This window comes from Micromonospora sp. MW-13, assembly GCF_003434305.1.
Classification (GTDB): domain Bacteria; phylum Actinomycetota; class Actinomycetes; order Mycobacteriales; family Micromonosporaceae; genus Micromonospora.
Window position 1 is genome coordinate 1 of the sequence record NZ_QKKX01000002.1, and the last position, 25,970, is coordinate 25,970.

General features: G+C 74.4%; 25 protein-coding genes and 1 pseudogene. 15 read left to right on the forward strand and 11 right to left on the reverse strand.

Annotated features, from left to right (window positions below; translation table 11 throughout):
• Nucleotides 1-177 precede the first annotated feature (177 nt).
• Together C5N14_RS01235 and C5N14_RS01240 are read right to left on the reverse strand one after the other, a co-directional pair.
• Nucleotides 178-957, reverse strand: a complete 780-nt coding sequence (locus C5N14_RS01235; RefSeq protein ID WP_117664952.1) for a class I SAM-dependent methyltransferase — start codon at nucleotides 955-957, stop codon at nucleotides 178-180.
• Nucleotides 958-999: 42 nt separating this feature from the next.
• Nucleotides 1,000-1,767, reverse strand: a complete 768-nt coding sequence (locus C5N14_RS01240) for an SDR family NAD(P)-dependent oxidoreductase (RefSeq protein WP_117664953.1) — start codon at nucleotides 1,765-1,767, stop codon at nucleotides 1,000-1,002.
• Between the two features lie 116 nt (nucleotides 1,768-1,883).
• Between C5N14_RS01240 and mshA the strand changes: the two genes are divergently transcribed.
• From mshA to C5N14_RS32570, 3 genes are all read left to right on the forward strand, one after another.
• Nucleotides 1,884-3,323, forward strand: coding sequence for a D-inositol-3-phosphate glycosyltransferase (mshA, locus tag C5N14_RS01245; RefSeq protein WP_207892587.1), 1,440 nt, complete (start codon nucleotides 1,884-1,886; stop codon nucleotides 3,321-3,323).
• 96 nt (nucleotides 3,324-3,419) lie between these two features.
• Nucleotides 3,420-3,956, forward strand: coding sequence for a YbjN domain-containing protein (locus C5N14_RS01250; RefSeq protein ID WP_117664955.1), 537 nt, complete (start codon nucleotides 3,420-3,422; stop codon nucleotides 3,954-3,956).
• A gap of 190 nt (nucleotides 3,957-4,146) precedes the next feature.
• The gene (locus C5N14_RS32570) at nucleotides 4,147-5,205 is read left to right on the forward strand and encodes a hypothetical protein (protein WP_371685784.1); all 1,059 of its coding nucleotides are present in this window, start codon (nucleotides 4,147-4,149) and stop codon (nucleotides 5,203-5,205) included.
• A 411-nt stretch (nucleotides 5,206-5,616) separates the two neighbouring features.
• Here C5N14_RS32570 and C5N14_RS01260 read toward each other — a convergent pair whose 3' ends face one another.
• Entirely contained in the window at nucleotides 5,617-6,936 is a 1,320-nt protein-coding gene (locus C5N14_RS01260) for an MFS transporter (RefSeq protein WP_117664957.1), read from the reverse strand.
• A 179-nt stretch (nucleotides 6,937-7,115) separates the two neighbouring features.
• Nucleotides 7,116-8,396 (reverse strand): annotated as a pseudogene (locus tag C5N14_RS01265) (MDR family MFS transporter); the annotation flags it as partial.
• 151 nt (nucleotides 8,397-8,547) lie between these two features.
• Here C5N14_RS01265 and C5N14_RS01270 point away from each other — a divergent pair.
• Entirely contained in the window at nucleotides 8,548-9,315 is a 768-nt protein-coding gene (locus C5N14_RS01270) for a phosphoglyceromutase (protein WP_117664959.1), read from the forward strand.
• Nucleotides 9,316-9,375: 60 nt separating this feature from the next.
• Here the strand turns inward: C5N14_RS01270 and phoU are convergent, their stop codons facing one another.
• Nucleotides 9,376-10,029 (reverse strand): phosphate signaling complex protein PhoU, encoded by a 654-nt coding sequence (gene phoU / locus C5N14_RS01275; protein ID WP_117665062.1) that lies wholly within the window; start codon nucleotides 10,027-10,029, stop codon nucleotides 9,376-9,378.
• A gap of 212 nt (nucleotides 10,030-10,241) precedes the next feature.
• Here phoU and C5N14_RS01280 point away from each other — a divergent pair, with 212 nt between their 5' ends.
• Complete coding sequence (locus C5N14_RS01280) at nucleotides 10,242-11,549, forward strand: cell wall metabolism sensor histidine kinase WalK (RefSeq protein WP_207892581.1); 1,308 nt, start codon at nucleotides 10,242-10,244, stop codon at nucleotides 11,547-11,549.
• Between the two features lie 14 nt (nucleotides 11,550-11,563).
• The gene (locus tag C5N14_RS01285; protein WP_117664961.1) at nucleotides 11,564-12,247 is read left to right on the forward strand and encodes a response regulator transcription factor; all 684 of its coding nucleotides are present in this window, start codon (nucleotides 11,564-11,566) and stop codon (nucleotides 12,245-12,247) included.
• A gap of 46 nt (nucleotides 12,248-12,293) precedes the next feature.
• Here the strand turns inward: C5N14_RS01285 and C5N14_RS01290 are convergent, their stop codons facing one another.
• Together C5N14_RS01290 and C5N14_RS01295 are read right to left on the reverse strand one after the other, a co-directional pair.
• On the reverse strand, nucleotides 12,294-12,968 hold the full coding sequence (locus tag C5N14_RS01290; RefSeq protein ID WP_117664962.1) for a response regulator: 675 nt from the start codon (nucleotides 12,966-12,968) through the stop codon (nucleotides 12,294-12,296).
• Nucleotides 12,965-14,602: an ATP-binding protein gene (locus tag C5N14_RS01295; RefSeq protein ID WP_243639037.1), complete on the reverse strand. Its 1,638-nt coding sequence runs from the start codon at nucleotides 14,600-14,602 to the stop codon at nucleotides 12,965-12,967. The genes C5N14_RS01290 and C5N14_RS01295 overlap by 4 nt, the downstream gene beginning before the upstream one ends.
• Nucleotides 14,603-14,707: 105 nt before the next feature.
• Here C5N14_RS01295 and C5N14_RS01300 point away from each other — a divergent pair, with 105 nt between their 5' ends.
• The 6 genes from C5N14_RS01300 to rraA are packed head-to-tail and all read left to right on the forward strand — an operon-like array spanning nucleotide 14,708 to nucleotide 19,984.
• Nucleotides 14,708-15,712 carry a tripartite tricarboxylate transporter substrate binding protein gene (locus tag C5N14_RS01300; RefSeq protein ID WP_243639039.1) on the forward strand — a complete coding sequence of 335 codons (1,005 nt, stop codon included), beginning with the start codon at nucleotides 14,708-14,710 and terminating at the stop codon, nucleotides 15,710-15,712.
• A 5-nt stretch (nucleotides 15,713-15,717) separates the two neighbouring features.
• Nucleotides 15,718-16,347 carry a tripartite tricarboxylate transporter TctB family protein gene (locus C5N14_RS01305; RefSeq protein ID WP_117665063.1) on the forward strand — a complete coding sequence of 210 codons (630 nt, stop codon included), beginning with the start codon at nucleotides 15,718-15,720 and terminating at the stop codon, nucleotides 16,345-16,347.
• Nucleotides 16,347-17,852 carry a tripartite tricarboxylate transporter permease gene (locus C5N14_RS01310; RefSeq protein ID WP_117664965.1) on the forward strand — a complete coding sequence of 502 codons (1,506 nt, stop codon included), beginning with the start codon at nucleotides 16,347-16,349 and terminating at the stop codon, nucleotides 17,850-17,852. Before C5N14_RS01305 ends, C5N14_RS01310 begins: the two co-directional genes overlap by 1 nt.
• On the forward strand, nucleotides 17,849-18,241 hold the full coding sequence (locus C5N14_RS01315; protein ID WP_117664966.1) for a universal stress protein: 393 nt from the start codon (nucleotides 17,849-17,851) through the stop codon (nucleotides 18,239-18,241). Before C5N14_RS01310 ends, C5N14_RS01315 begins: the two co-directional genes overlap by 4 nt.
• Nucleotides 18,242-18,287: 46 nt before the next feature.
• On the forward strand, nucleotides 18,288-19,460 hold the full coding sequence (locus tag C5N14_RS01320) for an MFS transporter (protein WP_207892582.1): 1,173 nt from the start codon (nucleotides 18,288-18,290) through the stop codon (nucleotides 19,458-19,460).
• Between the two features lie 38 nt (nucleotides 19,461-19,498).
• Nucleotides 19,499-19,984 (forward strand): ribonuclease E activity regulator RraA, encoded by a 486-nt coding sequence (gene rraA / locus C5N14_RS01325; RefSeq protein ID WP_117664967.1) that lies wholly within the window; start codon nucleotides 19,499-19,501, stop codon nucleotides 19,982-19,984.
• A gap of 58 nt (nucleotides 19,985-20,042) precedes the next feature.
• Here rraA and C5N14_RS01330 read toward each other — a convergent pair whose 3' ends face one another.
• Nucleotides 20,043-20,849, reverse strand: a complete 807-nt coding sequence (locus C5N14_RS01330) for a hypothetical protein (protein ID WP_117664968.1) — start codon at nucleotides 20,847-20,849, stop codon at nucleotides 20,043-20,045.
• A gap of 74 nt (nucleotides 20,850-20,923) precedes the next feature.
• Here C5N14_RS01330 and C5N14_RS01335 point away from each other — a divergent pair, with 74 nt between their 5' ends.
• Both C5N14_RS01335 and C5N14_RS01340 read left to right on the forward strand, forming a co-directional pair.
• Complete coding sequence (locus C5N14_RS01335; protein ID WP_117664969.1) at nucleotides 20,924-21,868, forward strand: Ppx/GppA phosphatase family protein; 945 nt, start codon at nucleotides 20,924-20,926, stop codon at nucleotides 21,866-21,868.
• A gap of 75 nt (nucleotides 21,869-21,943) precedes the next feature.
• Nucleotides 21,944-22,750 (forward strand): sugar phosphate isomerase/epimerase, encoded by an 807-nt coding sequence (locus C5N14_RS01340; RefSeq protein WP_207892583.1) that lies wholly within the window; start codon nucleotides 21,944-21,946, stop codon nucleotides 22,748-22,750.
• 55 nt (nucleotides 22,751-22,805) lie between these two features.
• On the opposite strand, the gene C5N14_RS01345 is transcribed toward C5N14_RS01340, so the two are convergent.
• The 3 genes from C5N14_RS01345 to C5N14_RS01355 are packed head-to-tail and all read right to left on the reverse strand — an operon-like array spanning nucleotide 22,806 to nucleotide 24,841.
• Entirely contained in the window at nucleotides 22,806-23,378 is a 573-nt protein-coding gene (locus C5N14_RS01345) for a CGNR zinc finger domain-containing protein (protein ID WP_117664970.1), read from the reverse strand.
• 19 nt (nucleotides 23,379-23,397) lie between these two features.
• Nucleotides 23,398-24,564: a glutathionylspermidine synthase family protein gene (locus C5N14_RS01350; RefSeq protein WP_117664971.1), complete on the reverse strand. Its 1,167-nt coding sequence runs from the start codon at nucleotides 24,562-24,564 to the stop codon at nucleotides 23,398-23,400.
• Between the two features lies 1 nt (nucleotide 24,565).
• A complete protein-coding gene (locus tag C5N14_RS01355; protein ID WP_243639042.1) occupies nucleotides 24,566-24,841 on the reverse strand; it encodes a hypothetical protein in 276 nt (91 codons plus the stop codon).
• A 108-nt stretch (nucleotides 24,842-24,949) separates the two neighbouring features.
• On the opposite strand from C5N14_RS01355, the gene C5N14_RS01360 reads away from it, so the two are divergent.
• Entirely contained in the window at nucleotides 24,950-25,870 is a 921-nt protein-coding gene (locus C5N14_RS01360) for a proline dehydrogenase family protein (RefSeq protein ID WP_117664972.1), read from the forward strand.
• Nucleotides 25,871-25,970: the final 100 nt, after the last annotated feature.

Sequence of the window (25,970 nt, forward strand, 5' to 3'; positions counted from 1 at the left end):
CCCACCCACCCACCCACCCACCCACCCACCCACCCACCCACCCACCCACCCACCCACCCACCCGCGTCGATCATGGAGTCGTGGGGGTGCGCGAAGTTCGCAAAGCACCCCTTTCGCCCACCTCAAGTCCATGATCGACGGGTGGGGTGGGGTGGGGTCGGGGCGTGGGGTGGGGTGTCAGGTGGGGGTGACGGTGGGCCAGGGGACGGTCAGTTCGCCGAGGCGCCAGCGGCGCGGGCGGTACTCGATCGGCCAGCCCGAGGCGCGGGTCGCCGCGATCGTGTGCAGCCAGCGCTGGCGGGGGCCGAAGGGGGCGTACGGGGCGGCGACCCGCCAGGCGTCGTCCAGGTCGCGCAGCAGGGCGTGGATGCGTTCGCCCGGCACGTTGCGGTGGATCAGCGCCTTCGGCAGCCGCTCGGCCAGCTCGGCGGGGCTGCCCAGCGTGCTGAGCCTGGCGGCCAGGGTGAGCGTGCGGGGGCCGGCGGCGTCGACCAGCACCCAGCCGCCGAGCCGGCCCAGCTCGTCGCAGGTGCCCTCGACCAGCGCCCCGCCCGGGGCCAGCCGGTCGGTGACCGTCCGCCAGGCGTCGGCGACCTCGCCCTCGTCGTACTGCCGCAGCACGTTGAACGCCCGGACCAGGGCGGGCCGCAGCCCGGCCAGCTCGAACCCGCCCCGGGCGAAGGTGAGCCCCGGCGGGTCGGCGGCGGGTTGGGCGGCGGCGACGCGTACCGGATCGATCTCCAACCCGACCACCCGCACGTCGGCGCGGATCCCGGCGGCGAGCCGGGCGCGCAGCTCCACGGCGGTGACCGGGGTGGCGCCGTAGCCGAGGTCGACCACCAGCGGGTCCGGCGCCGCCCGGAGGCGGTCGCCGCAGGTCTCGACGATCCAGTTGTCCACCCGGCGCAGCCGGTTGGGGTTCGTCGTGCCCCGGGTGACCACGCCCTGGGGTCGCATCAGCGCCGCCTCCGTCCGCGGGACCGGATCACGCCGGGTGGCTCACGGGTTCGCCCGGTGCACCTTGTGCTGGGCGGCCTGGGCCAGCGGGCGGACCACCAGCCGGTCGACGTTCACGTGCGGCGGGCGGGTCGAGCACCAGGCGATGCAGTCGGCGACGTCCTCGGCGACCAGCGGCTCGGCCACCCCCGCGTAGACCGCCGCCGCCTGCTCGGCGTCGCCGCCGAAGCGGACCAGCCCGAACTCGTCGGTCCGCACCATCCCCGGATCGATCTCGACGACCCGGACCGGCCGGCCGCACAGCTCCAGCCGCAGCGTGCCGGCGATCGCCGTCTGCGCGTGCTTCGCGGCGGCGTAGCCGCCGCCGCCCTCGTACACGACGAAGCCGGCGGTGGAGGAGACGACCACGATGGTGCCGGCGCCGGACGCCTCCAGCGCCGGCAGCAACGCCTGGGTGACCCGCAGGGTGCCGAGCACGTTCACGTCGTACATCCACTGCCAGTCACCCACCGAGCCGGACTCCACCGGGTCCAGCCCGCGCGCGCCCCCGGCGTTGTTGACCAGCAGGGTGACCGGGCCGGGGGCCGCGGCGGCGGCCTCGGCCAGCTTGGCGACCGACTCCGCCGAGGTGACGTCGCACGCCACGGCGGTGGCCGCCCCGCCGGCCGCCTCGATCCCGGCGACCAGCTCGGCCAGCCGGTCGGTGCGCCGGGCGGCGGCGAGCACGTGGAACCCCTCGGTGGCCAGCCGGCGGGCGGTGGCCGCGCCGATCCCGCTGGACGCCCCGGTGACGATCGCGACGGAGGTCATCGGGCCATTCTCGCTCGGGCGGGCGGACCCCGTGTCGGCGGGCGGGCGCGCGGCGCCGATGAGGTCCGTCACGCCGGGGGGCCGCCGGGACGCATTTCCGATGCCCGATGGGGAAGATGACACGCGGCGCGCAGGTTGACCGAGAAGCGCCGGTCGTGCGGACGGCATCAACCGTGACAGAGGGAGCGGACGTGGCGGAGTTGCACACCGGTGTCGGTCGTCAGCGAGGTACCCGGCCGTGGTCCCGGCCCCGGCGGATCGCCACCGTGTCGGTGCACACCTCACCCCTGCACCAGCCCGGTACGGGCGACGCCGGCGGGATGAACGTGTACATCCTGGAGGTCGCCCGGCGGCTGGCCGAGGCCGGCGTCGAGGTGGAGATCTTCACCCGGGCCACCTCCGGCGACCTGCCGCCGGTGGTGGAGATGGCCCCCGGCGTGCACGTCCGGCACGTCACCGCCGGCCCCCTCGAAGGGCTGACCAAGGAGGAGCTGCCCGGCCAGCTCTGCGCGTTCACGGCCGGGGTGCTGCGGGCCGAGGCGGCCCGCCCGCCGGGCCACTACGACCTCATCCACTCCCACTACTGGCTCTCCGGGCAGGTCGGCTGGCTGGCCAAGGAGCGCTGGGGGGTGCCGCTGGTGCACACCGCGCACACCCTGGCCAAGGTGAAGAACGCCCAGCTCGCGGTGGGGGACCGGCCGGAGCCGAAGGCCCGGGTGATCGGCGAGGAGCAGGTGGTCGCCGAGGCGGACCGGCTGGTCGCCAACACCGAGGTCGAGGCCCACGACCTGCTTCACCGGTACGCCGCCGACCCGGCCCGGGTCGCCGTGGTCGAGCCCGGCGTCGACCTGGACCGGTTCCGCCCCGCCGCCGGGGACCGGCGCGCCGCGACGCTCGCCGCCCGCCGTCGGCTGGGGCTGCCCGCCGAGGGGTACGTGGTGGCCTTCGTCGGTCGGATCCAGCCGTTGAAGGCCCCCGACGTGCTGATCCGTGCCGCCGCCGCGCTGCGTGAGCGCGACCCGCTGCTCGCCGACGAGCTGACCGTCGTGATCGTCGGCGGCCCCAGCGGCAGCGGGCTGGACCGGCCGACCGCGCTGATCGAGCTGGCCGGCTCGCTCGGGATCGCCGACCGGGTGCGCTTCCTGCCGCCCTGCACGGGTGACGACCTGCCGGCCGTGTACCGGGCCGCCGACCTGGTCGCGGTGCCGTCGTACAACGAGTCGTTCGGGCTGGTCGCCCTGGAGGCCCAGGCGTGTGGCACGCCGGTGCTGGCCGCCGCCGTGGGCGGCCTGGTCACCGCCGTCCGGGACCAGGCCAGCGGGGTGCTGATCGACGGCCACGACCCGGTCGACTGGGCCCGTGCGCTGGCCCGCCTGCTGCCCGACCGGGTGCGCCGGGCCACCCTGGGCCGGGGCGCCGAGCGGCACGCCCGCGACTTCTCCTGGGACCGTACGGTCGCCCACCTGCTCAAGGTGTACGGCGAGACGATCGCCGAGCACCGCGGCCGGCTGGCCGCCCAGCTCGCCGGCGACCCCGCCCTCACCTGCTCCTGGTGAGGCCGGGGGCAGGGCGCCCCGGCCATGGTCTCCGGCGCCCCTCCCGCAGGCGGCGGCCGGCCGTGGGCCGGGCGGGGCGGCCGTAGAGTGGGGCGGATGAGCAGTGCGAAGAGCGAGGTCGCCGCCCTGATCGAGGCGGTGTGCGCCGAGCGGGAGCTGGCCGCCGAGTCCACCGGCGAGGCGTCGTACGCGGTCACCCTGCCCGGCACCCACAAGCTCAAGACGGTCTGCAACCTCGTCGTCGGCGAGCACGCGCTGCGGATCGAGGCGTTCGTGATGCGCCAGCCGGACGAGCGGCGCGAGGAGCTGTGGGCGTGGCTGTTGCAGCGCAACGCCCGGATGTACGGGGTGTCCTTCTCCATCGACGCGGCCGGCGACGTCTACCTGACCGGCCGGGTCAACCTCGGAGGGCTCGACGAGGCCGAGCTGGACCGGCTGCTCGGCGCGGTGCTGACCTACGCCGACGAGTCCTTCGACACGATGCTGGAGATCGGCTTCGGCGCCGCCATCCGGCGGGAGTGGGAGTGGCGGGTCAAGCGTGGCGAGTCGACCGCCAACCTGGCGGCGTTCGCGCACCTCTTCGAGCCGTCGTCGACGGCGCAGGTGCCGGTGGGAGGTTCGGAGCCGTCCTGACGGGTATGCCGCACCGCGCGGTGCGGCACTGGGACCGACCGTGCGCCGAGGACGGACTGTCGAGGAGCGTGAGCGTCGGATGGCTCAGCGGAACAGCTCAGGTCGCGGCGGGACTGCGACCATGACGAAACGGCAGGCAGGCAACCAGACCCCGGGCACCCCGGGGATCTCCGAGTCGGAGATCTCCCGGATGAGGGCCGACGACATCCGTGGCCAGTTGCGTCGCCGCGGCGTCTCCGGGATCTCCGCCCTGCGCAAGCCGGAACTGGTGAAGGCCCTGGCCCGGACGCTGCGCGCCGAGGGCCGCGGCGGCGCGGCGCGGGGCAGCGCCGGGCCGGCGGGCCGCGCCCGCGGCACGAAGGCCGTGGCCGGCGCGCGCAAGGCGACCGGGGGTACGCGCAAGGCGGCCCCGGCCCGGGCGAAGGCGGCTCCGGCGCGGGCGAAGGCGGCTCCGGCGCGGGCGAAGGCCACGGGAGCCAGGGCGAAGGCGGCTCCGGCGCGGGCGAAGGCGACGGGAGTCAGGGCGAAGGCGGCTCCGGCGCGGGCGAAGGCCACGGGGACCAGGGCGAAGGCGGCCCCGGCCCGGGCGAAGGCCACGGGGACCAGGGCGAAGGCGGCCCCGGCCCGGGCGAAGGCCACGGGAGCCAGGGCGAAGGCGGCTCCGGCGCGGGCCAGAGCGGCTCCCGCCCCGGCCCGGAAGGCGGCCCCGACGCGCGGGACGGCGGCGTCCGGCGCCCGGCGGGCGGCCCCCGCCGGTGCCCGGACGGCCGGCGCGAACCAGCGGCCGGCCGCCCCGGCGGCGGCCCGCCGGACGGGAACCAATCAGCGGCAGGCGCCGGCCCCGGCCGGCCGGGGCACCGCGAACCGGCCGCCGCAGGCCGCCCGGACCGGGCGTTCGACGTCCCGGTCGGCGCGGTCCTCGCAGCTCATCACGTCTCTCCAGGACCGGCCGGAGCGCCCCGGGCGCAGCCTGGTCACCACCGACCACGACGTGATCCGGCGCTGGGCGCGGGAGCGCGGCGCACGGCCGGCCACGATCGCCGGGACCGAGCGGGAGGGCCGGGCGGGGGTGCTGACGTTCAACCTGCCGGGCTACCGGGAGAGCAGCCGGGTGCGCGAGATCACCTGGGACGAGTGGTTCCACACGTTCGATGTGCGCCGGCTGAACCTCATCTACCAGGAGCAGTTGCGCGACGGCCGGCAGAGCAACTTCTTCCGCACAGAGTCGCCCGATCGGGAGGACGCCTGAGGGTTTGCGGGAATGCCCGGCGGGTAGACCCTGTTGGCTCAAGGCGAGGCCGAGAGTGCGGGTCCCGGTTCCGGACGACGGTGCTGTGACCGGCGAGACAGCCGATCCGGGTTGAATCCGCAATCTGGGCGAACTAACTTTATTGCACCGCGCCACGCTCGGAAACGTTCGGGGGAGCGGCGGATCGATCAGATCCGTGCACGGGCGAGGCGCAGGGGAACGGATGGGTCACACCGTTGGGGGACGGTGCCATCCGTGGGAACCGGCGGCGCGAGCGGGCGACGCTTACGGGGGTGAGTGTCGCCCGCCGCCGCCGGGCACGATGCGAGCGCCCACCACGACCCAGGGTCGAGGTGGGCGCTTTGCGCGTTTCTGGCCCCGGCCACAGTCGGAGCACCGCCCACCGCCGGGTCAACCCGGGCCGCCGGCCCCGGCCCCGGCCCCGGCCCCAGCCGTGGTCCTGGCCAGGTGCTGTCCTTGCCCGTGCCGCAGGTCGGCGACGCGGCGTTCCCGGGGCGGGCCGGCCAGGAGGTGGCCCACGGCGGCCAGCAGACCCAGCGCGCCGACGATCAGCCAGTGCCGGTCGCCGAGATACTGGAGGCTGAGTCCGCCCAGGGCCGGCGCGACGAACGACGCCGCCGGGAAGGCCAGGTAGAACACCGACTGGTAGCGGGCGCGCAGCTCGGGCGGGGCGAGGTCGGCGTTGATCTGCGCGTTCGGCGGGGCGGCGAGCATCGAGCCGACCGTCCAGACCACCGCGGCGGCCAGGTACGCCGGCAGCGTCCCGGCGAAGGCCAGGGCGCCGAAGCCGAGGGCGAGCAGCGCGGTCGACGTGGCGAGGACGACGTCCTTGCGGTGCCGGTCGATGAGCCGGGGCACGAAGAGCTGCCCGAGCACGATCAGGGCTCCGCCGAGCGCCACCACCGCCCCGTACGCCGACGGCGCCAGCCCGTCCGCGCGCATCGCCAGCGGCATGATCGTCGAGGTCTGCGTGGTGAGCACGGCCAGCACGAAGGTGAGCCCGACGAAGACCAGGAACGTCCGGTCGGTGAGCGCGGTGTGCAGCCCGGGCCGGCGCGGCCCCCGGGCGCCTCCCGTCCGGGCGGTCCGCTGACCGCTCGCGGGCGGTGCGGACCGGGCGCGGGTGAGGGTCTCCGGGACCTTCCAGCCGATCACCACGGCGGCGGTCAGGGTGGCTGCCGCGTCGACCAGGAACAGCGCCAGGAAGCTCGCCTCGGCGAGCAGCCCGGCCAGCAGCGAGGCCACGGCCATACCCAGGTTGAACGCCCAGAACTGGAGGTTGAACGCGCGGGAGCGGCGGTGCTCCGGCACCACGTCGACGATCGCGGCGACGAAGGCCGGGCTGGGCATGGAGTGCACCACCCCGACCAGGGCGGCCAGCGCGGCGATGGCGGCCAGGTGCCGGCTGAAGGCCAGCCCGACCATCAGCCCGGCGGTGGCCAGGTGAGCGGCGAGCAGGGTGGCCCGCCGTCCCCACCGGTCGGCCAGCACCCCGCCGAGCAGCACGCCGCCCGCCCCGCCGGCCCCGTACGCCCCGACCACCGTGCCGGCCAGGGCGGCGCTCGCCCCGCGCCCCTCGGTCAGGTAGAGCGGCAGGAAGAGCATGGCGAACGCGCCGGCCCGGTTGATCAGCAGGCCCGCCCAGAGGTACCAGAACGTGGCGGGGAGACCGCCCGCGGTGTCGTGCCACCGGCGCCGCAGGGGTTGCACCCGACCTCCCGGTAAGGTTTGTTAACTCTTCCGGCGTAGACGGTAGGAAGTCGGGGCCCGGCGCGCCAGCGTGTCCCTGGTCACCGGGCCGGTACGGCCCGGCGGTCCCGGCCGGGCTGCGGGGCGTACCCGTCGGTGGCGGGCCCGACCGGCTCGGCGGGCGCGGTGGCCGCGGCCTAGGCCGCCTGCGGCGCCGGGGACCGGGGGTCGGTGGCCGGCTCGACCGGCGCGGCCGGCGGGCGCAGCGCGGCGGCCCGCCGCTCCCGGGCAGGGCCGGAGACCAGGTGGGCGACCGCCATCACCGCGCCGATCGCCGCGCAGCCCAGCCAGAGCGCGCCGTTGCCGGCCTGCTGCCGGACCAGGCCGCCGAGCAGCGGGGCGGTGGCCCCGGCGAGCTGCCAGGACAGCGAGAACACCCCCTGGTACCGGCCGCGCAGGTCGGCGGGGGAGAGTTCGGCGATCAGGGTGGAGTTGGACGGCGAGTTGAGCATCTCGCCGACGGTCCAGACCAGCACGGTCAGCGCGTAGAACCAGGCGACGTCCGCGAACGCGGTGAGCCCGAAGCCGGCCCCCATCACCACGGCGGCGAGGGCGAGCACGTGCGAGCGGCTGCGCCCCCGGATCAGCCGGGGGACGAAGAGTTGCCCGGCCACGATCAGCACCCCGTTGAGCGCGATCACCGTGCCGTAGGTCGACGGGCTCAGGCCGTCGTCGCCCATGGCGATCGGCAGCATCGAGATGTGCTGGAGGAAGACCAGCGCGCCGAGCAGGTTGAGCGCGACGAAGCCCAGGTACACCCGGTCGGTGAGGATGGTGCGCAGCGCGCCCCGGGGGCGGGCCGCCCCCGGGGCGGGTCCGACCGCGCCGGCCGGGACCCGGGTCTCCCGCACCTTGACGAAGATGACCACGGCGGTGGCCAGGGTGGTGGCCGCGTCGACCACGAACAGCAGCAGGTAGCTGGCCTCGGCGGCGAGCCCGGCGAGGATCGCGGCGCTGGCGAAGCCGAGGTTGATCGCCCAGTAGTTGAGCGAGAACGCGCGCAGCCGGTCCCGCTCCGGGACCACGTCGATCATCATGGCGCCGAACGCCGGCCGGGCCGCCTCGGCGAACAGGCCGAGCAGCAGCGCGCCGACGGCGACCGCCCAGAGTTCCCGGGCGAAGCCGAGGGTGAGCATCATGCTCGCCGCGCCGAGGTGGGCGGTGAGCAGCGTCGGCCGCCGGCCCCACCGGTCGGCGAGCGTCCCGCCCAGCGTGGTGCCGACCGCGCCGCCGACGCCCCAGAGGCTGAGCACCAGGCCGGCCGCGAGCTCGTCGAAGCCGCGTTCCTGGGTGAGGTAGATGGCCAGGAAGACCAGGACGAACGAGCCGAGCCGGTTGATCAGGGTGCCGGTCCACAGGTACCAGAAGGTCCTCGGCAGCCCGCCGGTGGTGTCCCGGAACCAACCCCGCATCGTCCGCACGCTCGCGCCCCCGCCTCGGTAATGACCGATCTAATTAAAGCGCCTTACAACCTAGTCCTGGCCGTGATCGCGGGTCATCAGCTTTTCCACGTGGTGGTCGTCACCGCCGGTCCCCGCGTGTCCGCCCAGGGCGTGCGGCAGGATGATCGGCATGACTGCGAGCGAAGGGCCCACCATCGGGACGCTGGTCCTGCTGCGGCACGGCGAGAGCGACTGGAACGCGAAGAACCTCTTCACCGGCTGGGTCGACGTCGACCTGACCGCCAAGGGCGAGGCCGAGGCGCGGCGCGGCGGCGAGCTGCTGCGCGAGCACAGCCTGCTGCCGGACGTGGTGCACACCAGCGTGATGCGCCGGGCGACCCGAACCGCCGAGCTGGCGCTGAACGCCGCCGACCGGCACTGGATCGCGGTGCGCCGGTCATGGCGGCTCAACGAGCGCCACTACGGCGCGTTGCAGGGCAAGAACAAGAAGCAGACCCTGGACGAGTACGGCGAGGAGCAGTTCATGCTCTGGCGCCGGTCGTACGACACCCCGCCGCCGCCGATCGCCGACGACGACGAGTGGTCGCAGGTCGGCGACCCCCGGTACGCGCTGCTGCCGACCGAGCTGATGCCGCGCACCGAGTGCCTCAAGGACGTCGTCGAGCGGATGCTGCCGTACTGGTACGACTCGATCGTGCCGGACATCCTGGCCGGCCGGACGGTGCTGGTGGCCGCGCACGGCAACTCGCTGCGCGCCCTGGTCAAGCACCTCGACCAGATCGGTGACTCCGCGATCGCCAAGCTGAACATCCCGACCGGCATCCCGCTGCGCTACGACCTGGACCCGCAGCTTCGCCCGCTCACCCTGGGCGGGACGTACCTCGACCCGGCCGCCGCCAAGGCCGCCGCCGCCGCGGTCGCCAACCAGGGCCGCTGACGGCGTGCGGAGGGCCCCCGCCGACGCCTCGTGCGCGGCGGGGGCCCCTCCCGACCCGGCTCACTCGGCCGACGCGGCGGACTCCCCGGTGATCAGGTAGACGACGTGCTCGCCGGCGTTGACCACGTGGTCGGCGAACCGCTCGTAGAAGCGGCCCAGCAGGGTGGCGTCGATCGCCGTCTCCACCCCGTACGGCCAGTCGTCGCCGAGCAGCACCGCGAACAGGCTCTTGTGCAGGTCGTCCATCGCGTCGTCGTCGCGGTCCAGCTCGGCGGCGACGTCGGCGTCGGGCTTGGCCAGCACCATGCCGATCTTCTCGGCCATCCGGTCGGCGATCGACGCCATGTCGGTGAAGACCGGCCGCAGCTCCGCCGGGACCGCCGGGGACGGGTGCCGGCGCAGGGCGGTCTTCGCCACGTGGTCGGCCAGGTCGCCCATCCGCTCCAGGTCGGCGGCGACGTGCAGGGCGGTGATCATGGCCCGCAGGTCGGAGGCGACGGGCGCCTGGCGGGCGAGCAGGTCGCAGACCCGCTCCTCGACCTGGCGGTAGAGCTCGTCGATCTCGGCGTCCCGCTCGATCACGGTCTCGGCCGCCTGGCGGTCGGCGGTGAGCAGGGCGCGGGTGGCCTGGCGCATGGCGGCGCGGATGGCCTCCGCCATGTCCACCAGCAGCTGGCTGACGATCTGGAGGTCGGCCCGGAACTCGTCGCGCATCATCACGTCCTGTGGTCGGTGGTCGCCGGCCCGGTCGGTCCGGGCGTCGGCGCAGGGGCGGGCAGGTGCGCGCCCACCGTAGGCCGGGGGAGATGCCCGGAGGTGAACGCCGGTGAACGACGCGGGACCGAGGAGTGAACATTGCCGGAAGCGAGAGCGTTTCATCCCGTTTGTAGCGTTCTTCAGGTGAACAATGACCCTACGATCGCCGGGTGGAATGGGCGGTGACGGCGGCGGTGGTCGTGGCACTGGTGGCCGGGCTGGCCATCGGGGCGCTGCTGCCCCGGTTCGTGCGGGCGTGGCGTCGCCGCGGCCCGGCCGTCGGGAGCAGCGGGTTCGGCCGCCTGCTTGGGACCAGGGGGAGGCCCGTGATGGTCGACGTTCAGCAGACCGGCCTCTCCAGCCTCGGCCGCCGGACGGTGGACTCGCTGCGCGCCGGCGTCGTGGTGCTCGACCCCGACGACGTGCCGGTCCTGGTCAACCCGGCGGCCCGGGCGATGGGGCTGCTGCGCACCGGCGCCACCCCCGGCACGATCGCCGCCCACCCGCTGATCCGTACCCTGGCCGGGCAGGTGCGCCGCACGGGCGTGCGGCGCGAGATCGAGCTGGACCTGCCGCGTGGCCGCGACAACGCCGGCCCGGGCCCGCTCGGCGTGCACCTGCGGGCGATGGCGATCGGCGGCGGGCACGTGGCCGTCGAGGCCGCCGACGTCACCGAGTCGCACCGGCTGGCCCGCGTCCGCCGGGACTTCGTGGCCAACGTCAGCCACGAGCTGAAGACCCCGATCGGGGCCCTGCAACTGCTCGCCGAGGCGCTGCTGGACGCCACCGAGCCGGCCGGCGCGGCGGCCCTCGACCTCTCCGAGGACCTGGTCGCCGCGCGCCGGTTCGCCGAGCGCATCCAGCACGAGTCGACCCGGCTGGGCCGGCTGGTGCAGGAGCTGCTGGAGCTGACCCGGCTCCAGGGGGCCGAGCCGCAGCCCGCGCCCGAGCCGGTCGCGGTGGACTGGGTGGTCGCCGAGGTAATCGATCGCACCCGCACCAGCGCCGCCGCCCGCCGGGTCGAGGTGGCCACCGAGGGCGAGCGCGGGCTGACCGTGTACGGCAGCGACTCCCAGATCGCCACCGCCGTGGCCAACCTGGTGGAGAACGCCATCAACTACTCGGGCGAGGACACCGAGGTCCGGGTCACCACCCGGGGCGACGGCGAACACGTCGCGATCTCCGTGGCCGACCAGGGGATCGGGATCGCGCCGACCGACGTCGAGCGGATCTTCGAGCGCTTCTACCGCGCCGACCAGGCCCGGTCCCGGGCCACCGGCGGCACCGGGCTGGGCCTGGCCATCGTCAAACACATCGTCAGCAACCATGGCGGCCGGGTCGAGGTGTCGAGCACTCTTGGTGGTGGGTCGACGTTCACCCTCCGGCTGCCCGCCCGTCCGCCGGACGACCTCCTGCCGACACCGCCGTCCGGTGGGATCGAGGCCGGCCCGGCCGATCTCCGGCAGGTCCGACCGTAATGAAAGGAACCCCGTTGAGCCGCGTTCTGGTGGTCGAGGACGAGGAGTCGTTCTCCGACGCCCTGTCGTACATGCTCCGCAAGGAGGGCTTCGAGGTCTCGGTCGCGGACACCGGCCCGGCCGCCCTCACCGAGTTCGACCGGACCGGTGCCGACATCGTGCTGCTCGACCTGATGCTGCCCGAGATGTCCGGGACCGAGGTGTGCCGGCAGCTCCGCCAGCGCTCGCACGTGCCGATCATCATGGTCACGGCCCGGGACAGCGAGATCGACAAGGTGGTCGGCCTGGAGATCGGGGCCGACGACTACGTCACCAAGCCGTACTCGCCCCGGGAGCTGGTCGCCCGGATCCGGGCGGTGCTGCGCCGGCAGAGCCCGGAGGTGGCCGAGTCGGGCGCGCCGACCCTGGCCGCCGGCCCGGTGCGGATGGACATCGAGCGGCACGTGGTGACCGTGGCCGGGAGCGCCGTCCAGCTTCCGCTCAAGGAGTTCGAGCTGCTGGAGCTGCTGCTGCGCAACGCCGGCCGGGTGTTGACCCGCGGGCAGCTCATCGACCGGGTCTGGGGGGCCGACTACGTCGGCGACACCAAGACCCTGGACGTGCACGTGAAGCGGCTGCGCTCGAAGATCGAGCCGGAGCCGTCCGCGCCGCGGTTCATCGTCACCGTCCGCGGCCTCGGCTACAAGTTCGAGCCGTGACCAGGCCGGGGGCCGCGCCCGGGGCCCCGCCGCCGGCGGAGACCGGTCAGCCGTTCCAGCAGTAGCGCCGCTCCGGCCGGCCGGCGACCCCGTAGCGCAGGCTCACCTCGGCCCGGCCGGTCTCCGTGAAGTGCTCCAGGTAGCGGCGGGCGCTGACCCGGGAGATCCCGATCCGGTCGGCGCACTCGGCGGCCGACAGCGTGCCGGAGTGCTCCCGCAGCGCGCGCCCGACCAGTTCGGCGGTCTCGGGGCTGAGGCCCCGGGGCAGCGCCGAGGTGGGGATGTGCGCGCCGGTGCGGGACAGCACCCGGTCGACGTCGGCCTGGTCGCTGACCACGGCGGCCCGCAGCGAGTTGCGCCGGGCGGCGTACTGCTCCAGCCGGGTCCGCAGCTCGTCGAACCGGAACGGCTTGAGCAGGTAGTTGACCGCGCCGTACCGGACGGCGCGGCGGACCGCCTCGGCCTCCCGGGCGGCGCTGATCACCAGTACGTCGCAGTCGTGCCCGGCGGCGCGCAGCCGGGTCACCACGTCCAGGCCGAACATGTCCGGCAGGTACAGGTCGAGCAGCACCAGGTCGGGGCGCAACTCGTCGACCGCGGCCACGGCCTGCTCGCCGGTGCTCGCGGTGCCGACGACCCGGAAGCCCTCGACGCGCTCGACGAACCCGCGGTGGATCCGGGCCACCATGAAGTCGTCGTCCACGACCAGCACGCCGATCATCGGACCCCCTCCGCGACACCGGTCACCGACATCCGGGCGGTGAACATGGCGCCCTCCTCGGTGTTCGTCACCGCGACCTCGCCGCCGCGACGCTTGCACACCAGCCGGGTGAGCGCCAGCCCGATCCCGCGTTCCCCGCCCCGCGCCGCCTTGGTGGTGAAGCCGTGGGTGAAGACCTCCTGGGCGAGTTCCGGCGCGACCCCCGGACCGCAGTCCCGGACGACGATCTCGACCGACGACGCGTCCCGGCGCAGCTCGACCTCCACCCAGGCCGGCCCGGCCGCGCCGCCGGCCCCGCCCGCGCCGCCCGCCACCGCCTCCACCGCGTTGTCGACCAGGTTGCCGAGCACGGTGGCGACGTCCACGGCCAGCTCCGGCTCCAACCGGTCCAGGCCGGTCCGCTCGGAGATCCGCAGCTCCACCCGGCGCTCGGCGGCCACCGCCGACTTCGCCATCAGCAGCGCGGCCACCGCGGTGTCGTGGATCCGGCTGGTGACCGTCAGGTCCAGCGACGCCCGGTGCCGGCTCAGCGCGTCGACGTACCGGACCACCTCGTCGTGCTCGCCGATCTGGATCAGGCCGGAGATGGTGTGCAGCTGGTTGGCGAACTCGTGGGTCTGCGCGCGGAGCAGCTCGGTACTGCTCCGGAACGACCCGATCTCCCGCTCCAGCCGGGCCAGCTCGGTACGGTCCCGCAGGGTGGTGACCGAGCCGAGCCGCCGGCCGTCCTTGTCCACCGTCATCCGGTTCATCACCAGCACCCGGCCGGCCCGGACCACCACCTCGTCGCGGGCCTCCGGGCCGCCCGTGCCGGCCAGCACGTCCCGCAGCCGGCCGGAGATCCGCAGGTCGGCCAGGCTGCGGCCGAGGCACTGCTCGGGCAGGTCCAGCAGCCGGCGGCCGACCTCGTTCACCAGCGTGACCCGTTGGTGCAGGTCCAGCGCGATCACCCCCTCGGCGATGCCGTGCAGCAGCGCCTCCCGGTGCTCGGCCAGCCCGGCGATCTCCCGGGGCTCCAGGCCCAGGGTCTGCCGCTTGATCCGCCGGGCCAGCAGCCACGACCCGGCCACCCCGAGCAGGCTGGCGATGCCGAGGTAGGTGAACAGGTACGACGACGCGCCGACCAGCCGCTGCGACCAGGTCGGCGACGCCTCCCCGATCACCACCACCCCGAGGTGGCGGCCGAGGTTCTCCTCCCCGGCGCCGAGCACCGGCACCTGGGCCACCAGCTCGCGGGACCCGCCGACCGCCAGCTCGCCCGACCAGCTCCGGCCCTGCGCCACCCGGGGGTCGCCGAGCACGATCGGGGTGCCCACCAGGGTGGGGTCGGTGGAGCTGACCACCCGGCCCCGGGCGTCCGCCACGGTCACCGAGGTCACCCCGGACTGGGTCCGCGCGTTCTGCACCAGCGGGGCGACCAGCTCCGCCGGGGCCGGGCGGTCGAGCCGGTCGCGCAGCAGCGGGTTGCCGGCGAGCTGTTCGCCGAGGGCGGCCACCCGGCGGCCCTCGACCCGGTTGAAGGTGGCCGCCGACTGGGCCAGCGACACGGCGGCCACGGCCACCAGCACGACGACGATGATCGCGAGCTGGAGGACCAGCAACTGCCCGGCCAGGGTACGGCGGGGAGTGACCACGACCACAAAGACCTCAATCTCCGCTGGTGACAGAAGCGAGACGGCGAGCCGGCCCGGAGGCCATCATCTTGCCGCCGGACTCCTTCGAAACGGAAGAGAAACATGATGGCAACTCGGAGAAACATGCTGGTCATGGGCGTCGCCGCCGCCACGGCGCTGGCGCTGGGCGCCTGCGGAGCCACCGCGGGGAAGGACGAGGGCGGCTCCGGCGGCGACGGGCCGGTCGCCGGCCTGCGGATCATGGTGCCGAACACCCCGGGCGGCGGGTACGACACCACCGCCCGTACCGCCGCCAAGGTGCTGGAGGACGCGAAGATCGCCACCGGGGTGCAGGTCTTCAACCTGCCCGGCGCGGGCGGCACCGTCGGCCTCCAGCGGACGGTGAACGAGAAGGGCAACGGCAAGCTCGCCATGCAGATGGGGCTGGGCGTGGTCGGTGCCTCGTACACCTCGAAGTCGTCGGCGACGCTCACCCAGACGACCCCGCTGGCCAAGCTGATCGAGGAGGCCGGCGCGATCGTGGTGCCGAAGGGCTCCCCGTACCGGACGATCGGCGACCTGGTCGCGGCCTGGAAGGCCAACCCGAAGGGCCTCGCCGTCGGTGGCGGCTCGTCGCCCGGCGGCCCGGACCACCTGCTGCCCATGCAGCTCGCGAAGACCGTCGGCATCGACCCCCGCCAGGTCAACTTCGTCTCGTACGACGGCGGCGGCGAACTGCTGCCGGCCCTGCTCGGCGGCAAGGTGGCCTTCGGCGCCAGCGGCTTCGGGGAGTTCCTCGACCAGGTCGAGGCCGGCCAGCTCCGGGTCCTCGCGGTCACCAGCGAGGCGCCGATCGAGGCGCTCAGGGACACCCCGACGCTGAAGTCGTCCGGGATCGACCTGGTGTTCACCAACTGGCGGGGCATCGTCGCGCCGCCGGGGATCAGCGACGCCGACAAGCAGGTGTGGATCGACGCGCTGACGAAGATGCACGAGTCCGAGCAGTGGAAGGCCGAGCTGGCCAAGCGCGGCTGGACCGACGCCTTCGTCACCGGCGACGCGTTCGCCACCTTCCTCACCGAGCAGGACAAGTCGGTGGCCGACCTGCTCAAGCAGCTCGGGCTGGCGTGACCGGCATGACGACCCGACCGGACCGGGGCGGCGACCCGCCGCCCCGCTCGGCCGCCGTACGGTCGGTGCCGGAGCAGCCGACGGCCCCGGCCGCGGAGGACACGCCGGCCGGCCCGGACCACGCCGGCGCCGCGGCGACCCCGGCGGCGCGCCGCGGCGACCGGGCCCAGTACGGGGTCTGCGCGTTCCTCGCGGTGGTCGGCGGCCTGGTCATCGCGGACGCACTGCGCACCGGGCACGCGATCAGCACCGCCGACCCGATCGGCCCGAAGCCGGTGCCGCTCCTGCTCGGCGCGCTGCTACTGGTCGTCGCCGCGATCTACGCGGTGGACGTCGCCCGGGGCGGTCGTGGCGAGCCGGAGGCCGGCGAGGACGTCGACCTGACCACCCCGGTCGACTGGCGGACCGTGCTGCTGCTGATCGGCGCCTTCCTGGTCAACGCGGTGCTGATCGACCGGCTCGGCTGGGTGATCAGCGGGACGCTGCTGTTCTGGGGTTCGGCGTTCGCGCTGGGCAACCGGCACCACGTGCGCAACCTGCTGATCGCCGTCGCGTTGTCGCTGGTCACCTTCTACACCTTCGCCATCGGGCTCGGCGTCAGCCTGCCCGCCGGCGTGCTGCAAGGGATCCTGTGATGGACAACCTGGGCAATCTGCTAGACGGGTTCGCCAACGTGCTGACCCCGACGAACCTGCTGATCGCGCTGCTCGGCGTGACCATCGGCACCGCCGTCGGCGTGCTGCCGGGCATCGGCCCGGCGATGACGGTGGCGCTGCTGCTCCCGGTCACCTACGGGATGGAGCCCACCCAGGCCTTCATCATGTTCGCCGGCATCTTCTACGGCGGCATGTACGGCGGTTCCACGACCTCGATCCTGCTCAACACCCCCGGCGAGTCGTCGTCGGTGGTGACCGCGATCGAGGGCAACAAGATGGCCAAGGCGGGCCGGGCCGCGCAGGCCCTGGCGACTGCCGCGATCGGCTCGTTCGTCGCCGGCACCATCGCCACCCTGCTGCTGGTGGTGGTCACCCCGCCGGTGGTGTCGTTCGCGATCAGCCTCGGCGCGCCGGACTACCTCGCGCTGATGCTGTTGTCGTTCGTGGCGGTGACCGCGGTGCTCGGCGCGTCCCGGGTGCGCGGCTTCGCCTCCCTGCTGCTCGGCCTGGTCATCGGCACGGTGGGCATCGACGCGGTGAGCGGCCAGCAGCGGCTCACCCTGGGCATCCCGCAGCTCGCCGACGGCATCGACGTGGTCGTGGTGGCGGTCGGCATCTTCGCCGTCGGCGAGGCGCTCTGGATCGCCGCGCACCTGCGCCGCCGGGCCGCCGAGGTGATCCCGGTGGGCCGGCCGTGGATGGGCAGGCAGGACTGGAAGCGGTCCTGGAAGCCGTGGCTGCGCGGCACCGCGTACGGGTTCCCGTTCGGCGCGCTGCCGGCGGGCGGGGCGGAGATCCCGACCTTCCTGTCGTACGCGACGGAGAAGAAGCTCACCAGGCACCCGGAGGAGTTCGGCCGGGGCGCGATCGAGGGCGTCGCCGGCCCCGAGGCGGCCAACAACGCCTCCGCCGCCGGCACGCTGGTGCCGATGCTGGCCATCGGCCTGCCCACCAACGCCACCGCCGCGGTGATGCTGGCCGCCTTCCAGCAGTACGGCATCCAGCCCGGCCCGCTGCTGTTCGAGCGGGAGTCCGGCCTGGTCTGGACGCTGATCGCCAGCCTCTTCGTCGGCAACCTGCTGCTGCTCGTGCTGAACCTGCCGCTCGCCCCCGCTTGGGCGCGGCTGCTGCGGGTGCCGCGCCCGTACCTCTACGCCGGCATCCTCTTCTTCGCCTCGATGGGCGCGTACGCGGTCAACGCCTCGCCGTTCGACCTGTTCCTGCTGCTGACCCTCGGCCTGCTCGGGTTCGGCATGCGGCGGTTCGGGCTGCCGATCCTGCCGCTGATCGTCGGGGTGATCCTCGGCCCCCGCGCGGAGCTTCAGGGCCGGCGGGCGCTGCAACTCTCCGGCGGCGAGCTGTCCGGGCTGCTCGGCGGCTGGGTGTCCGGGCTGATCTACGCCGCGATCGCCGTGGCGCTGCTCTGGCCGCTGCTCGGCCGGTACGTCGTACGGCCCCTGCGTGAAAGGTTGGTGACCGGATGACCGTGCTGGTGGGGTACGTGCCCTCGCCGCTGGGCGAGGCGGCCCTGCGGGCCGCCGTGGAGCAGGCCCGGTTCCGCGACGAGCCGGTGCTGGTGGTGAACACCTCGCGCGGCGACGCCTACGTGGACCCGCGGTTCGCCCACGAGCCCGACCTGGACCGGGTGGTCCGCGAGCTGACCGCCGCCGGGGTGCCGCACGCGGTCCGGCAACTGGTGCGCGGCCGGGACGCCGCCGAGGAGATCGTGGACATCGTCGAGGCGGAGGACGTGTCGCTGGTGGTGATCGGCATCCGGCACCGCACCCCGGTCGGTAAGCTGATCATGGGGTCCACGGCGCAGGAGATCCTGCTCCGGGTGCCCTGCCCCGTGCTCGCGGTGAAGGCCGGCTGAGTGGGACGGCCGCGTCGCCGGGGACTCCCCCGCTGAGGGGGGTCCCGTGCGCACCCAGGCGGGCCTGCTGCTCGCGCACACCGTCGTCGTGCAGGCGGTGACGTTCATGCTTCGGCCGGCGTCCGCGTACCGGGCGCTGGAACTCGACGTGCCGCCGGCCTGGCTGGGCGTGCTCGGGGCCAGCTTCGCCGTCGTGCCGCTGGTGCTGGCGGTGCCCGCCGGCCACGCCGTCGACCGGTTCGGGGAACGGCGGATCGTGCTGGTCGGCTCGGGCCTGCTCGCCACCGCCGGCCTCGGCTTCGTGCTGCTCGCCGACACGGTCGCCGGGCTGGTGCTGGCCAGCATGGTTCTCGGCACCGGGCACCTCTGCGCCGTGGTGGGGCAGCAGGCCCTGGTCGCCAACCGCACCCCGGCGGACCGGTACGACGCCGCGTTCGGCTACTACACCTTCGCCGCCTCGCTCGGTCAGGCGGTCGGGCCCGGCCTGATCGTGGTCTTCGGCGGGGGACGGCCCATCCCCGACACCGGGGCCATCTTCCTCGGCGCGACCGCGCTGGCCGGGCCGCTGCTGGTCACCGCCGGGTTCCTCCGCCCGTCGGGGCACCACCGTCGCGCGGCCGGGCCGGGCGCCGGCGGGATGCCCGACCTGCTCCGCCAGCCGGGCCTGGTCCGCGCCCTGACGGTGAGCTGCGTCGTCCTGGCGGCGGTCGACATCACGCTGGTCTACCTGCCCGCCCTCGGCGCCGAGCGGGGCATCGCGGCCGGCTCGATCGGCGTGCTGCTCGGGCTGCGGGCGGTCGCCTCGATGGCCTCCCGGCTGCTGCTCGGCCGGCTGGTGGCCGCCGTCGGCCGGCGCCGGTTGCTGATCGGCACCGTCGCCCTCGCCGCGGGTGGCCTGGCGCTGCTGCTGCCGCCGCTGCCGTTCTGGGCGCTGGCGGTGGTGGTCACCGTCTCCGGGCTGGGGTTGGGCGCCGGACAGCCGCTGACCATGTCCTTCCTCGCCGAGTCCGCGCCGCCCGGCCTGCGCGGCCGGGCGATGTCGCTGCGGCTGACCGGCAACCGGCTCGGCCAGGTGCTGATTCCCAGCGTCGCCGGTGCGCTGGCGGCCGGGGCCGGGGCGGCCGGCGTGCTCGCCTGCACCGCGGCCGGCCTGGCCGGCGCGGCGGTCGCCGCCACCGGCCTGCACCGTCCACCCCCCACCGATCCGGTCGGCGGGTGAGCGCACCGTCCGATTCCCGTACGAGAGAAGGAAGAACCATGTCGACCCCTGCCACCGCCGACCTCTACGACCGGCACGGCGACGCGCTCGGCTCCTGCGACACCCAGCTCCGCCAGTACGGCGCGCTGCCCGCCTTCCACGGGCCGGCGGTCACCGTGCGCTGCTTCCAGGACAACGCCCTGATCAAGTCGGTGCTCGCCGAGCCGGGGGACGGCCGGGTGCTGGTGGTGGACGGCGGCGGGAGCCTGCACACCGCCCTGATGGGCGACCTCATCGCCGGGACGGCGGCGGGCAACGGCTGGGCGGGGGTGGTCATCAACGGAGCGGTCCGCGACGTGGCCGCCCTGGCGGCCCTGCCGATCGGGATCAAGGCGCTCGGCACCAACCCCCGCAAGAGCACCAAGACGGGGGCCGGCGAGCGGGACGTGCCGGTCTCGTTCGGCAACTGCACGTTCGCGCCGGGCGACGAGGTGCACAGCGACGACGACGGCGTCGTGGTGCTGCCGGTGAGCGGGCGGGAGTAGGCCCCCCGCCGGGCAGGTCGGGTGACGGGACGCGGCCTGCCCGGTCGGGGCAGGCCGCTCAGGCGCTGGCCGGGTGCGGGGCGACCTGGCCCTGGCGGAGCCGGGCCGTGCACAGCTCGGCGAGCTTCGCGTACGCGGGCATGCCGATCAGCGCGGTCAGCTCCGGCCCGTACGAGACGTACATCGGCTCGGTGCCGACGTGCGCGTCCGTCGACGAGGTGCACCACCAGTCCAGGTCGTGCCCGCCCGCGCCCCAGCCCCGCCGGTCGAACTCGGTCAGGGTGGTGATCAGCACCTTGGTGTTGTCCGGGCGCTTGTGCCACTCCTGGTCCCGGCGGATCGGGAGCTGCCAGCAGACGTCCGGCTTGTACTCCAGCGGGTGCACCCCGTCGCGCAGCGCCTGGGCGTGCAGCGCACAGCCGCCGCCGGCCGGGAAGTCGGCGTCGTTGAGGAACACGCACGGGGCGTCGCCGTCGCGGGTGGCGGTGCGTCGGGCCGGGTTCTTGCCGTCGATGGTGTCGTCGGAGGTCCAGTTCTTGAACCCCCGCCGGAAGTGCTGCCAGGTCTCCGGGGTGAGCCGCTTGACCGCCGCGCGGACCCGCTTCTCGTCGTCGGAGTCGGTGAAGAACGCGCCGTGCGAGCAGCAGCCGTCGGCGGCCCGGCCGGCGACGATGCCGTGGCAGCCCCTGCCGAACACGCACGTCCAGCGGGACAGCAGCCAGGTCAGGTCGGCGCGGACCACGTGCGTGGCGTCGGCCGGGTCGACGAACTCGATCCACTCCCGGGGGAAGTCCAGCCCGACCTCCCGGCTGCGCGGGTCGCCGGGGTCGTCGACCAGGACCTGGATCTCGATCTGGCTCGTCACTCGGCCCAGCGTACGCCCGGTCGCCCCGTCCCACCGGCGGGCCGCCGATCCGGCCAGGCCCTAGTGTCTTCACCATGCGACTGGGAGTCCTCGACGTCGGGTCCAACACCGTGCACCTGCTGGTGGTCGACGCCCACCACGGCGCCCACCCCTGGCCCGCACACTCCGAGAAGGTGGTGCTCCGACTCGCCGAGCAGATCGGCCCCGACGGCGCGCTCACCGAGGCGGGGGCGGACGACCTGGTCAAGGCGGTGGGCATGGCCCGGGCCGCCGCCGCCGGGCTGGAGGCCGCCGACCTGATCGCGTTCGCCACCTCGGCCGTGCGCGAGGCCACCAACGCGCAGGAGGTGCTGGCCCGGGTGCGCGACGAGACCGGCGTACGGCTGGAGGTGCTCTCCGGCGCGGACGAGGCGCGGATGACGTTCCTCGCGGTGCGGCGGTGGTTCGGCTGGTCGGCCGGGCGGCTGCTGGCGCTGGACATCGGCGGCGGTTCGCTGGAGGTCGCCGCCGGCATCGACGAGGACCCGGACGTCGCGGTGTCCCTCCCGCTCGGCGCGGGCCGGTTGACCCGCGACCGGCTCCGGATCGGCCCCGACAGCGCGGCCCCGCCGTCCGCCGAGGCGGTGGAGGAGCTCCGGGAGTACGTCGACAGCCTGCTCGACCCGGTGGCGGAGAAGATGACCGAGGTGGGCTGGGAACGTCCGGTGGGCACCTCGAAGACGTTCCGCACGCTGGCCCGGCTGGCCGGGGCGGCCCCGTCCGGGGCCGGGCTGTGGGCCCGGCGCAGCCTGACCAGGGACGGCCTGCGGCAGGTGCTCGGCTTCGTCCGGCACATCCCGCCGCGGCACCTGTCCGAGTTGGAGGGGGTGAGCGTCGGGCGGGCGCACCAGCTACTGGCCGGGGCGGTGGTGGCCGAGGCGGTGATGCGCCGGCTCGACGTGCGGTCGCTGGACATCTGCCCGTGGGCGCTGCGCGAGGGGGTCATCCTGCGCCGGCTGGATCAGCTCACGCCGATGTGAGCAACCCTGACGTTACGGGGCGATTTGCGACCGCTCGTCACGATGCCGCAGCGGGGCGGGGCTACCCTGGCTGGTGTGACTACCCGCGTGCCGGTGCTCCTGTCCACTTCCTCGGTCTTCCCTGAGCGGACCGCGGCGGCGTTCCAACTGGCTGCGGCGCTCGGCTACGACGGCGTCGAGGTGATGGTCTGGACCGACGCCGTGAGCCAGGACGCCGGGGCGCTGCGCGGCCTGGCCGAGCACTACGGGGTGCCGGTGCTCTCCGTCCACGCGCCGTGCCTGCTGGTCACCCAGCGGGTGTGGAGCCCCGACCCGTGGGAGCGGCTGCGCCGGGCCGCCGAGCTGGCCGAGACGCTGGAGGCACCGACCGTCGTGGTGCACCCGCCCTTCACCTGGCAGCGGGACTACGCCCGGAACTTCGCCGACGGGCTGGCGACGGTCGCCGACCAGTTCGACGGCCTGCGCCTGGCGGTGGAGAACATGTACCCGGTGCGGATGGCCGGCCGGCAGTTCGTCCCGTACGTGCCGGGCTGGGACCCGACCGAGACCGGCTACCCGTCGTACACGCTCGACCTGTCGCACTGCGCCGCATCGCACACCGACTCGCTGGAGATGGCCGACCGGATGGGCGCCGCCCTGGCCCACGTACACCTCGGCGACGGCACCGGCGAGGGGCGCGACGAGCACCTGGTCCCGGGGCGCGGCACCCAGCCCTGCGCCGAGCTGCTCCGCTCCCTGGCGGGGCGGGGCTTCACCGGCTCGGTCGCCGTGGAGGTCACCACCCGGGGCGCGAGGAGCCGCGCGGTCCGCGAGGCGGACCTGCGGGAGGCCCTGGAGTTCGCCCGTGCCCACCTCACCGCCCCGTCCCCGGTCGACGCCTGACCCGCCCCGGCGCGGTCGGCTCCCGCTCGGAGTCGCCGACGGTCCGGCGGGCCGGTCAGCTCACCGGGGTGAGGGACTCACCGGCCGGCGCGGTGACCTGCTCGCCGATCGCCGCCCGCTTGCGGGCCCGGTGCGCGGCCACGTGCGAACGGGTCGCGCAGCGCTCCGAGCAGAACCGCCGGCAGCAGTTCGACGAGGTGTCCAGGTAGACGTTGCCGCAGCGCTCGTCGGCGCAGACCCCGAACCGGGCGCTGCCGTACTCGCAGAGCCAGACCGACAGCCCCCACACGGCGCCGGCCAGGTACTCCGCGCTCACCGACGCGCCCCGGCTGGTCACGTGCATGTGCCAGTCACTGGAGTCGTGGCCGGAGATGCGCGGCTGCACCGGGTACGCCTCAAGCAGCGTGTTCAGCTCGGCCACCGCCTGGGCGTCCCGCCCGGAGGTGCCGTACTCGAAGACGTCGCGCAGGCGCTTCTGCGCCCGCCGGAAGATCGCGAGGTCCCGCTCCGCGACCTCGTCGCGCATCCACGCGTTGTCGTCGGGGAAGATGGCCCGCAGGTCGTCGAGGTCGTCCAGCCGGGCGTTGACGAGGTCAACCCCGGTCCGGGCGTACGCGTCGAAGTTCACGCCTTCAACCGTAGACGACTCAGGGGAGTCGCGGTGTGTCGATGTAGTGCGGCAGGAACCGGGCGTAGCCGTCGGTGATCAGACTCCGGCTCTCCCGCACCCCCGCGCCGGCCGGCTGCCCGTCGACGATCCAGCTGCCCAGCACCACGTGGTTGCCGTCGAAATCCGGCAGGGCCCGGAACTCCTGGTAGCAGAAGCCCTCGTCGCCGTAGATGCCCGGATTGGTGATCTCCTCGCCACCGGTGACGATCCGCACCGAGCCGCCCTCGCGGCCGAGCAGCGGCTTGGCGACGTACTCGGTCATCCCGCGCGGCGAGTCCAGGTACGCCGGCAGCAGGTACTCGTGGCCGGGGTACAGCTCCCACAGCACGGCGAGCAGCGCCTTGTTGGACAGCAGCAGCTTCCACGCCGGCTCGATCCAGGTGGTCGGGGTGCCCGGGTCCAGCGCCAGCGGGCCGTACGGCTCGGCGAGCATCCACTCCCAGGGGTAGAGCTTGAAGCAGGTGGTGACCGGCCGGTCGGCGGCGTCGACGAAGCGCCGGCCGTCCCAGCCGACGTCCTGGATCGGCAGCAGCTCCGCCGTGAGCCCGGCCTGCCGGGCCGTCTCGGCCAGGTACCCGGCGGTGATCTGGTCCTCGCCGGATTCCTCCTCGTTCGACCAGGCCACGTGCACCTGCTTGTCGTGCAGGTCGGCGCCGAACCTCGCCCAGGCGGCGACGAGCCGCTCGTGCAGGCTGTTCCACTGGTCCGCCTCGGGGCGGGTCTGCTCCAGCCAGTACCACTGGACGATGCTCGCCTCGACCAGCGAGGTGGGGGTGTCGGCGTTGTACTCCAGCAGCTTCGGCGGCCAGGTGCCGTCGTACCAGAGGTCGAAGCGGCCGTAGAGGCTGGGCGGCGCCTCGCGCAGCGACCGGGCCACCGCCTCGGCCGCCCAGGCGGGGATGCCCAGCTCGGCGTACCGGTTGCCGGCCACGATGTGCTCGGCGGCGGCGACGGACATCCGGTGCAGCTCCGCGGTCGCCTCCTCCAGCCGGAGCACCTCCTCCAGGCCGAAGGCGTACGCCGCGGTCTCGTCCCAGTACGACATGATCCCGCCGTCGGGCAGCTCGGTGTCGATGTACACCAGGCCCTGCGAGCGGACGGTGGCGTCCCAGTCCGGGCGGGGGGTGACCGCCTCGCGCCGCACGTCAGCCCCCGCAGGAGGCGAGGTGGGTGCCGAAGCCGCCGCGTTCGGGCACGGCGGCGGCGACCGGCCGCGGCTCGGCGCGGGTGGCGTCGGCGGCGGTGGTGGGCACGTGCATCGCCAGCGCCACGGTCGTCCCGCCGCCGGCCGGCCCGAGCGCGCAGTCGTCGTCATCGTCGTCGGAGGACATGTTGCAGCCGGAGAGGGTGAGCGCGAGGGCTGTCAGCGCGCCGAGCTGCACGGTGGCCGACCGGAGCCGGCGTCGGGGGCGTTCTTCCACGTGGATCGTTGTAGCTGATCCGCGCCACGTCGGCAGCCCCGGGGGCGGGGGCGACGTACGATGCCCGCCCCCCGGCGCGGGGGTGACCCCGGGCGTTACCCTCGGCACATGCTCCGTTCCGTCATTCTTGCCGCCTCCCGGTCATCCCAGGTCGAGCGGCTCGTCGCGACGGCCCCGTTCACCCGGGACGTCGTCCGCCGGTTCGTCGCCGGCGCCGGCACCGACGACGCGTTGCGCGCGACCCGCGAACTCGTCGCGGACGGCCTCGCGGTCACCCTCGACAACCTCGGCGAGGACACCGTCACCCCCGACCAGGCCACCGCCACCCGGGACGAGTACCTGAGGCTGCTCAGGCTGCTCTCCGAGGCCGGGCTCACCCCGGCGGCCGAGGTCAGCGTGAAGCTCTCGGCGCTCGGCCAGATGTTCGACGAGCAGCTCGCGTACGACAACGTCCGGGCGATCTGCGCGGTGGCCCACGAGGCGGGCACCACGGTCACCCTGGACATGGAGGACCACACCACCACCGACTCGACGCTGGACGTGCTCGGCAAGCTGCGCAAGGACTTCCCGTCGACCGGGGCGGTGCTCCAGGCGTACCTGCGGCGGACCGAGTCGGACTGCCGGGAGCTGGCCTCGACCGGGTCCCGGGTGCGGCTGTGCAAGGGGGCGTACAAGGAGCCGGAGTCGGTGGCGTACCAGTCCGCCCGCGAGGTGGACAAGTCGTACGTGCGGTGCCTGAACATCCTGATGTCCGGCGACGGGTACCCGATGCTGGCCACCCACGACCCGCGTCTGATCGCCATCGGCGAGGACCGGGCCCGCTGGTTCGACCGGGGCCCCGACCGCTTCGAGTTCCAGATGCTCTACGGCATCCGGCCGGACGAGCAGGCCCGGCTGGTCGGCGAGGGCTACCTGGTCCGCACCTACCTGCCGTACGGCACCGACTGGTACGGCTACCTGATGCGCCGGCTCGCTGAGCGCCCCGCCAACCTGGCCTTCTTCGGCCGGGCCCTCGTCTCGAAGAAGTAGCCGGCCCGGTGCTCGTGCTGATGGGCACGGGGACCCGGCGGCGGGGCCGGCCGGCCGTGGCGGCGCTCGCCCGAACGGTCCGCAGGTCGTAACCTTCGCC

What these genes read in the sequence shown, in the direction of transcription:
- rraA (WP_117664967.1), top strand. Translation starts at nt 19,499, where the DNA reads ATGTCGACCCCTGCCACCGCCGACCTCTACGACCGGCACGGCGACGCG.
- C5N14_RS01235 (WP_117664952.1), bottom strand. Translation starts at nt 957, where the DNA reads ATGCGACCCCAGGGCGTGGTCACCCGGGGCACGACGAACCCCAACCGG.
- C5N14_RS01315 (WP_117664966.1), top strand. Translation starts at nt 17,849, where the DNA reads ATGACCGTGCTGGTGGGGTACGTGCCCTCGCCGCTGGGCGAGGCGGCC.
- C5N14_RS01240 (WP_117664953.1), bottom strand. Translation starts at nt 1,767, where the DNA reads ATGACCTCCGTCGCGATCGTCACCGGGGCGTCCAGCGGGATCGGCGCG.
- C5N14_RS01335 (WP_117664969.1), top strand. Translation starts at nt 20,924, where the DNA reads ATGCGACTGGGAGTCCTCGACGTCGGGTCCAACACCGTGCACCTGCTG.
- C5N14_RS01290 (WP_117664962.1), bottom strand. Translation starts at nt 12,968, where the DNA reads ATGATCGGCGTGCTGGTCGTGGACGACGACTTCATGGTGGCCCGGATC.
- phoU (WP_117665062.1), bottom strand. Translation starts at nt 10,029, where the DNA reads ATGCGCGACGAGTTCCGGGCCGACCTCCAGATCGTCAGCCAGCTGCTG.
- C5N14_RS01250 (WP_117664955.1), top strand. Translation starts at nt 3,420, where the DNA reads ATGAGCAGTGCGAAGAGCGAGGTCGCCGCCCTGATCGAGGCGGTGTGC.
- C5N14_RS32570 (WP_371685784.1), top strand. Translation starts at nt 4,147, where the DNA reads ATGAGGGCCGACGACATCCGTGGCCAGTTGCGTCGCCGCGGCGTCTCC.
- C5N14_RS01310 (WP_117664965.1), top strand. Translation starts at nt 16,347, where the DNA reads ATGGACAACCTGGGCAATCTGCTAGACGGGTTCGCCAACGTGCTGACC.
- mshA (WP_207892587.1), top strand. Translation starts at nt 1,884, where the DNA reads ATGACACGCGGCGCGCAGGTTGACCGAGAAGCGCCGGTCGTGCGGACG.
- C5N14_RS01270 (WP_117664959.1), top strand. Translation starts at nt 8,548, where the DNA reads ATGACTGCGAGCGAAGGGCCCACCATCGGGACGCTGGTCCTGCTGCGG.
- C5N14_RS01360 (WP_117664972.1), top strand. Translation starts at nt 24,950, where the DNA reads ATGCTCCGTTCCGTCATTCTTGCCGCCTCCCGGTCATCCCAGGTCGAG.
- C5N14_RS01300 (WP_243639039.1), top strand. Translation starts at nt 14,708, where the DNA reads ATGGCAACTCGGAGAAACATGCTGGTCATGGGCGTCGCCGCCGCCACG.
- C5N14_RS01305 (WP_117665063.1), top strand. Translation starts at nt 15,718, where the DNA reads ATGACGACCCGACCGGACCGGGGCGGCGACCCGCCGCCCCGCTCGGCC.